At 63.0% G+C, this 7,814-nt stretch carries 6 protein-coding genes and 2 pseudogenes; 4 read left to right on the top strand and 4 right to left on the bottom strand.

All coding sequences use genetic code 11. The features are described 5' to 3' along the window. Together EN964_RS38445 and EN964_RS10280 are read left to right on the top strand one after the other, a co-directional pair. Positions 1–415: pseudogene (locus EN964_RS38445) on the top strand (multidrug ABC transporter ATP-binding protein); the annotation flags it as partial. Then, positions 412–1,173 carry an ABC transporter permease gene (locus EN964_RS10280; RefSeq protein WP_127268577.1) on the top strand — a complete coding sequence of 254 codons (762 nt, stop codon included), beginning with the start codon at positions 412–414 and terminating at the stop codon, positions 1,171–1,173. The pseudogene EN964_RS38445 and the gene EN964_RS10280, both read left to right, overlap by 4 nt. A 77-nt stretch (positions 1,174–1,250) precedes the next feature. Here the strand turns inward: EN964_RS10280 and EN964_RS10275 are convergent, their stop codons facing one another. Continuing rightward, positions 1,251–2,288 carry a phosphatidylglycerol lysyltransferase domain-containing protein gene (locus tag EN964_RS10275; RefSeq protein ID WP_127268576.1) on the bottom strand — a complete coding sequence of 346 codons (1,038 nt, stop codon included), beginning with the start codon at positions 2,286–2,288 and terminating at the stop codon, positions 1,251–1,253. A 352-nt stretch (positions 2,289–2,640) separates the two neighbouring features. On the opposite strand from EN964_RS10275, the gene EN964_RS10270 reads away from it, so the two are divergent. Then, positions 2,641–3,831 carry an NAD(P)/FAD-dependent oxidoreductase gene (locus EN964_RS10270; protein ID WP_127269737.1) on the top strand — a complete coding sequence of 397 codons (1,191 nt, stop codon included), beginning with the start codon at positions 2,641–2,643 and terminating at the stop codon, positions 3,829–3,831. On the opposite strand, the gene EN964_RS10265 is transcribed toward EN964_RS10270, so the two are convergent. Both EN964_RS10265 and EN964_RS10260 read right to left on the bottom strand, forming a co-directional pair. After that, positions 3,823–4,047, bottom strand: coding sequence for a hypothetical protein (locus tag EN964_RS10265; protein WP_013528677.1), 225 nt, complete (start codon positions 4,045–4,047; stop codon positions 3,823–3,825). The two genes, EN964_RS10270 and EN964_RS10265, sit on opposite strands and share 9 nt — an antisense overlap. Before the next feature lie 225 nt (positions 4,048–4,272). Next, a pseudogene (locus tag EN964_RS10260) lies at positions 4,273–6,275 on the bottom strand (PhoX family phosphatase). A 537-nt stretch (positions 6,276–6,812) separates the two neighbouring features. Between EN964_RS10260 and EN964_RS10255 the strand changes: the two are divergent. Then, the gene (locus tag EN964_RS10255) at positions 6,813–7,274 is read left to right on the top strand and encodes a hypothetical protein (RefSeq protein ID WP_127267187.1); all 462 of its coding nucleotides are present in this window, start codon (positions 6,813–6,815) and stop codon (positions 7,272–7,274) included. A gap of 317 nt (positions 7,275–7,591) precedes the next feature. Here EN964_RS10255 and EN964_RS10250 read toward each other — a convergent pair. Further along, positions 7,592–7,814: response regulator transcription factor (locus tag EN964_RS10250; protein ID WP_164775774.1), on the bottom strand; the 223-nt coding region annotated here is incomplete at its 5' end.

Here is a 7,814-nt window from a genome sequence, read left to right as displayed (position 1 = left end):
GGACATGTGGGCGATGGTGCGCCGGCTGCGCGAGGACGGCGTCACCATCATCCTCACCACGCATTATATCGAGGAAGCCGAGGCGATGGCCGACCGGGTCGGCGTCATCAACCGCGGCGAGATCATCCTGGTCGAGAACAAGGCCGAACTGATGCGCAAGCTCGGCCGCAAGCGGCTGGTGCTGGAACTGCGCAATCCGCTGACGGCCATTCCCGAGGCGCTCTCGCGCTATGCGCTGGAGTTGTCGCCCGATGGCGGGCAGCTGACCTACACCTATGACAATCAGGCCGAGCGGCCCGGCGTCGCCTCGTTGATGCGCGATCTCGAGGCCGGCGGCATCCAGTTCCGCGATATCGACACGCAAAACTCTTCGCTCGAGGAGATCTTCGTCAATCTGGTGAGGAGGGAACCATGAACCTTCGCGCCGTATGGGCGATCTATCGGATGGAAATGGCGCGTGCTTTCCGCACCGTGCTGCAGAGCATCGTCTCGCCGGTCATCTCGACATCGCTGTATTTCGTCGTCTTCGGCTCGGCCATCGGCTCGCGCATCACCGAGATCGACGGCATCAGTTACGGCGCCTTCATCGTGCCGGGTCTGATCATGCTGTCGCTGTTGACGCAGTCGATCTCCAACGCCTCCTTTGCCATCTACTTCCCGAAATTCGTCGGCTCGATCTACGAGCTTCTGTCGGCGCCGGTCTCCTATCTGGAGATCGTCATCGCCTATGTCGGCGGCGCCGCGACCAAGTCGATCCTTCTCGGTCTGATCATCCTGGCCACCGCCTCGCTGTTCGTGCCGCTGACCATCCTGCATCCGTTCTGGATGCTCGCCTTCCTGGTGCTGACGGCGGTGACCTTCAGCCTGTTCGGCTTCATCATCGGCATCTGGGCGAAGAGTTTCGAGCAGCTGCAGCTGGTGCCGCTGTTGATCATCACGCCGCTGACCTTCCTCGGCGGCAGCTTCTATTCGATCAACATGCTGCCCGAGATCTGGCGCACGGTGACGCTGTTCAATCCGGTCGTCTATCTGATCAGCGGCTTCCGCTGGAGCTTCTACGGCAAATCCGATGTCTCGGTCGGTATCAGCCTCGGCATGACGATCGTCTTTCTGCTGATCTGCATAGCGATCGTCGCCTGGATCTTCAGGACCGGCTACCGGCTCAGGAACTGAGCGGCGAAAGCGCCGTGTGACGCTGTCAGGTCTGTCGAGATTCAAGTCAGGCCGGCCTCACCTGAATATCGCCAGACCTAGATCGCCTTGACCAGCCGCAGCAACCCCAGCATCTCGACATACGTCCCCTTGCGGAAGGCGATGTAGACCGGCTCCTCGACGCCGTGGAAGCGGCGCTTGAACGCCGCTTGGCCCTGCAGGTTGAACCTGCGCCGATTGACCCAGGGAGAAGAATAGGCGCGCTGGAAGGCATTGCGCCAGAAATCGCTTTCGGCAAATCCGCTCGGGCCCACATCGACGAGCGGCGACAGGCCGAGCGTGACCACCGAGATGCCCTCTTCGCGAAAACGGTCAACGGCGAACTTGGTCAGGCCGATCTCGGCATGCGGTGAGGCGTCGAGATGCTTGCGCTTGAAGGCGGTGGTGTAGCCGATGACCTTGCCGCCGGCAAACAACGGGTCGAAGTCGAGCAAAGCGACCAGTTCGCCATCGGGACCGTGCAGGACGAAACGGCGCATGTCGGTGCCGAGATGGTCGGCGAAATGGCGGTTGAGAAAACCCATCTCCCAGCGCTTGACGATGCGGTCGCCGCGCCAGTTTTCCGAAAGCCGGGCGATCTCGTCGAGGTAGATCGTGCGCTTGTCCTCTTCGAACGAAAAGCCTTTCTTCAGCAGCCAGCGTTCGGAGTAGCGCACGGTCTCGTTGCGCTTCCCGGAAAAATCATGCTCGGGCAGGGCGAGGCGGGTGTCGATGCCGAGGCGATTGACCTTGTAGCCAAGGCCGGCCAGCACGCGTGCGGTGTCCTCGCCGACCTGCACGAACCATGGGCTGCCGGCGGTCTCGACGAAGCGCTTGATGTAATCGGCCCGACGCGCCGGAGCCGCCACCGGGTCGCCGAGCGCGAAATGGTGCTTCATCTTGGTACCGAAGGCGATGTAGCCATCGGCGTCGCCGAAATAGGAAAGCTTGCCTTGCACGGCGGTGGAATAGGCGAGCGAGAAGTCGCCATAGCGGCGCACCAGTGCCAGGCGTTCGATATGGGTCAGCGCCTGCCGCTCGACCTCGGGCGCGGCGGCCTCAAGGATCTTGTCGAAATAGAACCGCAAGGAGGGCATGGTCGAGATTCCGCGTGCCGCCTACAGCGCCGGCCGTCCAGGACGCGCCAAGGTGCTGTAACACTTTGATTCTGCGCATGACTCGAAAATCGGACTCGATTTCGGGCATGCGCGTGGGGGATAACCGAGACCCGCCAGCCACCCAAGGCCTCGAATCAATCACATTGCCGCGACCTGATTACCGTTGATATCGCGCATATGCCATATAGAGCGCAACCGCGGCCCGGCGTGTGGCGCTAAATCGCATCGCTCGAAATTCGGCCGCGGTTTGCTGCAGGGGATCCTGCGCGCGATCAAACGGTTACAGCGTCCTGCGAGCCTTACGGCGGGACGTCCAATGGGATTCGAGTGAATGACTGATACGACAATCAGATCGGTTGCGGATCTGCCGGCCACGGTCGAGCCGGCAATCGTCGTCGGCGCCGGTGCTGCCGGGCTGGCTGCCGCGCATGCCTTGATGAACGCCGGCGTGCCTACGGCGATCCTGGAAAAGGAAAGCCGGCTGGCCGAGCCCTGGCACCGGCGCCACCAGCAATTGCATCTCAACACCCATCGCGATCTTTCTTCGCTGCCTGGTCTCGCCTTTCCCCCTGGCACGCCCGCCTTTCCGCAAAGAATGGTCGTCATCCGCCACATGAACGATTTCCAGAAGGAGAACCGGCTGCCGGTGCAGTTTGGCGTCGCGGTCGAAGAGATCATCTTCAAGGGCGATCACTGGGCATTGCGCACCAGCGCCGGACCGCGCTTGGCCCGCAATGTCGTCATCGCTACCGGCCGCGACAGGCAGCCGTTCACGCCCGAATGGAAAGGCATGAGGGATTTCGTCGGGCGCATCATCCATTCGGCGGATTTTGGTGACGCGCAAGCCTATGCGGGCCAAAAAGTGCTGGTCGTCGGCGCCGGCAATTCGGGCTTCGATGCGCTCAATCATCTGGCCGGCATAGACACGGCCGCCATCTGGCTGTCGGCCCGCAACGGTCCCGCCCTGCTGCCCAAGCGCATCTGCAAGATCGCCGTGCACCGGCTTTCGCCGATCATGGCGCGCTTGCCGTTGCGGCTCGCCGATGCGGTGATGGCGGCAACGCAGCGGCTGGTTTTCGGCGACCTGACCAAATTCGGTCTGCCGCCCGCGCCTGCGGGCGGCGCCAGCCGCCTGAGCTCGGATTACACCGCGATCGCCGCCGACGACGGCGCCGTCGGCGCCATCAAGGCCGGCAAGATCACCGTCGTGCCGGGCATACGGGAATTCACCCGCGATGGCGTGATCCTGGCCAATGGCAGCCTGATCCATCCCGACATCGTCATTGCCGCGACAGGCTACCGCACGGGGCTGGAGCCCATGGTCGGCAAGCTCGGCGTGCTCGACGCCAAGGGCGTTCCGCTCTTCAACGGTGGCGAAGCCGATCCAAAATTGCCCGGTCTGTGGTTCACCGGCATGCGGCCAAGCATTCGCGGCTGCTTCGCCAATGCCGGCATCCTGGCCAAGGCGATCGCCAAACGAATTGCAAGGTCGGCCTCGCACCAATCCAGCGCATCACGCTGATTTCGGTTCCAGCCGCCGGAAACCGACGGCTTCCATCAGCATGTCCTCTTCCACCATGCCGGCATTGTGCAAGGCGAGCAGGTTAAGCGCGATTTCCCGCGCGTCGGCGGAATCGGGATGTGCCTCGCGCCGCCGGCAGGCCTCGTCGAACACGCGCTGCAGCTTGGCGATATCGGCTGGCTTGAGCAAGCCACGGTCATAGACGGACTTCGACATGGCGATCTCCTGATAAAGACCTAGAGCGCCATGTTTAAATTGCCAATCTTTCCCGAGGCTTGACCGACTTCCCCCCGTCGCCTCGCCATCCTGGGGCGGAGCAAGGGGCGAAGCGACGCGGCGCAGACCCCAGGAGCTGCTCCGCAGCCCAAGGGATACATGCCGCGGCTCAAGGCGCAGCAGCGGCGCAAATTCTGCTCCGCTGCTGCCCATGCGAGTGGGCAATCAGACCGCGATCTTGCCGCCGCCCTGTTTGGTGATGGCGACGACCGACGGCCGCACCGGCATGTCGGGCTTGAAGTCGGGCCAACGCGTCGACAGGTCCTCATAGTAGGACGGGCGCCCGAACGCTTCCCAGTCCTCTCCGCCGTCGCCCGGATGCTGGACGGCGACGAAGGCGGTCTGGTCGTCGGGCGCAAACAGCGGACCGCACATTTCGGCGCCGATCGGCACGCGGAAGGATAGTTTCGAGGTCGCCCGCGCCGCCCCTCCGTGTCCACCGCCCATAAGCCATCGGTGCGGCCGGTGGCTTTCGGACCCTGGCCGTCGGTCGCGACCCAGAGACGCCCGGCCGAATCGACCGCGCAATTGTCGGGCATGCCGAACCAGCCATTGGCCGTCGTTGCCGTCGAGAAGGTGGCACCGACATCGGCAACCGAGGGATCGCCGCATTTCAGCAGCACTTCCCACTTGCCCTTGGCGGCCGTGAAATCACCGCCGTCCTCGGCGATCTCGATGATGTGGCCGAAGGCGTTTTCGGCGCGCGGGTTGGCGGCGTCGACCTGGTCGGCCTTGCGCTTCGAATTGTTGGTCAGCATGACATAGACCTTGCCGTTGACGCCATTGGGCTGAATGTCTTCCGGGCGGTCCATCTTGGTGGCGCCGAGCAGGTCGGCGGCGCGGCGCGTCTCGATCAGCACGTCGGCCTGGCCAGTGAAACCGTTTTCAGCCGTCAGCGGCCCCTGGCCGAACACGATCGGCAGCCATTCGACCGTGCCGTCTTCGGCGAACCTGGCGACATGCAGCGTGCCATCGTCGAGCAGGTCCTTGTTGGCGGCACGGTCGTTCGGATTGAACGCGGCCCTGGTCACGAACTTGTAGACATAGTCGAAGCGCTCGTCGTCACCGAGATAGAAGACGACGCGGCCGTCCTTGGCGACGATCGATTCGGCGCCCTCATGCTTGAAGCGGCCCATGGCGGTGCGCTTCCTCGGCGTCGAGGTCGGGTCGTTGACATCGACCTCGACGATCCAGCCGAAGCGGTTGGCTTCGTTGGGTTCCTTGGCGAGGTCGAAACGCTCGTAATGCGCCGCCCATTCATAGGCGCCTTCGGGAATGCCGAGACGCTTGTAGTTCGCGGCTTCCTTGTGGTCTTCCGGCAGCTCGCCGGAAAAATAGCCATGGATGTTCTCCTCGGCCATCACATAGGTGCCCCAGGGCGTGACGCCGCCGGCGCAATTGTTGACGGTGCCGAAAACCTTGGTGCCGGACGGATCGGCTTTGGTCTTGACGCGGTCATGGCCGGCAACGGGGCCGGACAGCGCCATTTCGGTGTTGGCGGTGATGCGGCGATTGAGCTTGCCGTCGCGCACCACCTGCCATTTGCCACCGTCCTTGCGGATCTCGACGATGGTGCCGCCATGGGCGGCCATCTCGACATCGACCTGCTCCTTCGAGAGGGGTGCGACTTCTGCCGACTTCTTGCCGTCCTTCTCGACGATCTTTACGATGCCCGGGAACATCAGATGCGGATTGGTGTATTCGTGGTTGACCACCAGCAGGCCATGTTCGGCCGAGCCGTCGATCGGGATGTAGCCGACATAGTCATTGTTGTAGCCGAACTGTTTCGCCTGGGCCTCGGCCGACTGTTTCGTCGGGTCGAAGTCGGGCGAATCGGCAAACAACGGATCGCCCCAGCGCAGCAGGACATCGGCATCGTAACCCGACGCGACATGGTGCTTGTCGTCGATGCCGGCCTCAAGTTCGTCGAACGCGAAGGCCGAGCCTTCCGCGGCCCTGGCCTCGTCGGCGCTGATCAGCGCCAGCGGGCTGACGGTGGCGGCGATGGCCGAGACGGCCAGCGAGCCCTTGAGGAAGCCGCGGCGCGAGAACCGCGCGGCGATGATCTCGCCCATGGTGCGGTTGTCGGAGGCGTTGATGGCCGGGCCGTCGTTTTCCTCGAGCAGGCTGGTGCGGAATCGGGTGTCGGCGGAGCGAAGGTCAGTCATGGTGGCTTGCCTCTGGCTGTCGGGTTGGCTGGAGCGTGGGGTACCTGTTTGACCCCCCTTATAATCGCCGGGTCACATTTTCGTGACATCGGGAGACCTTTCAGGCGCGACAGGCATTACGCGCAGCGCTGGCTCAGCATTCCCGAAGGCCGTGAACTGCTCCGGAATCGTCTTTTCGAGAGGAAGGAGACCTTCGGCGGCATGTTTCGCCGCGCATCCATGGGGTCAGTCGTTGCAAACGGCCGGCTCGACAAAGTCACCTCCGCCGCCCCCGGCGGAGGTGACTTGATGTTCGGCGTCTGCCGTCGTCAGGCGTAGGGAAAGCGAGTCTCCCATTTAGCGATGGCGGTCGCGGCGCCGTTCATGCAAAGCTAATGTAGCATACGCTTGGGACTTTAGTCCAATCTTGCGCTTTCAAAGGTCCTAGTTGACAACCGCAACGGTCGGAGGTCGCTTCCGGACCCCGCGTCTTTCGGCAATGTTGTTGCACTGCAACGTTGGGGTGGGGCGCGCCGGGCTCAGTCGTCGGAGATCAAAATGCACAGATCGGTCACGACCCGTTGCTGCCGGCTGGCGCTCAAATCGGCAGCGGCGCTGGCGTTGACGATTGCTCCCTACCAAATTGTCCTGGAGGGCTCCGTTCCCGGCATTCACACCGCCAGCGCATACGCCAAGGGTGGCGGTAACAGCGGTGGTGGCGGCGGCAACGGCGGCAATTCCGGCGGCGGCAATGGAGGGAACAGCGGCGGGAATAGCGGGAATGGCAACAGCGGCAATAGCGGCAAATCGGGATCCAATCAGGGTAAGAGCGGAAGCCATGTCAATGCAAAGACCGGTGACAAGGTCGACGTGACCGGCAACAAGATCACGGTCCGGCATCCCGACGGCATAACGGAAAAGCTTGAGAACGGACGTTTCAGCATGAAGGACGCGCTCGGTCGCACGATCATCGACCGCCAGGCCACGCCGGCCGATGCCGATCGTCTCAAGGCCTTGTGAAGCTGGCCAACAGGCAACGGTCAGCTTTGCACGTCACCTCCGCCGCCCCCCGGCGGAGGTGACCTCGTTTTTGGCGGTGCCGCCCCGGTCCCCGAGGCGCGACGCGCTTTTGCGCGGTCCGCACCTTGCGGAGGCACGCAACCTTGCAATCGTTGTTTTGCGCAATCCAGGACGGAAACCGCTGCGAATTCCCCTAGAGCCGGATGATTTCAGGTCGAAATCGGCCTGAAATCTAAATCCGCCTCTAAATCAAAGAGATAGAGCATGATGTCTTCCGAAAACCGCTTCACACCTTTCGGCATCATGCTCTCGTTGCTTTAGGAAGGCCTGTCGCGGTCGCGCAACTCACGCATCATCAAGGCTGCTTCGGTGCGGTTTCGCACATTGAGCTTCGACAGCACCCCGGTCATGTGATGCTTGACGGTCTTCTCCTGCAGCTCAAGCCGCAAGGCGACTTCCTTGTTGCTCAGCCCCTCCGCCACCAGCCGCAGGATTTCCGTCTGCCGATCGGTGAGCTGCCGCAGCCGTTCCGCAATGCCG

It is taken from the genome of Mesorhizobium sp. M7A.F.Ca.CA.001.10.2.1 (genome assembly GCF_003998575.1).
GTDB lineage: Bacteria > Pseudomonadota > Alphaproteobacteria > Rhizobiales > Rhizobiaceae > Mesorhizobium.
The sequence above is the reverse complement of the archived record's forward strand: the minus strand, read 5'-3'. Positions and strand labels throughout refer to the sequence as shown.

What these genes read in the sequence shown, in the direction of transcription:
- EN964_RS10280 (WP_127268577.1), top strand. Translation starts at nt 412, where the DNA reads ATGAACCTTCGCGCCGTATGGGCGATCTATCGGATGGAAATGGCGCGT.
- EN964_RS10275 (WP_127268576.1), bottom strand. Translation starts at nt 2,288, where the DNA reads ATGCCCTCCTTGCGGTTCTATTTCGACAAGATCCTTGAGGCCGCCGCG.
- EN964_RS10265 (WP_013528677.1), bottom strand. Translation starts at nt 4,047, where the DNA reads ATGTCGAAGTCCGTCTATGACCGTGGCTTGCTCAAGCCAGCCGATATC.
- EN964_RS10255 (WP_127267187.1), top strand. Translation starts at nt 6,813, where the DNA reads ATGCACAGATCGGTCACGACCCGTTGCTGCCGGCTGGCGCTCAAATCG.
- EN964_RS10270 (WP_127269737.1), top strand. Translation starts at nt 2,641, where the DNA reads ATGACTGATACGACAATCAGATCGGTTGCGGATCTGCCGGCCACGGTC.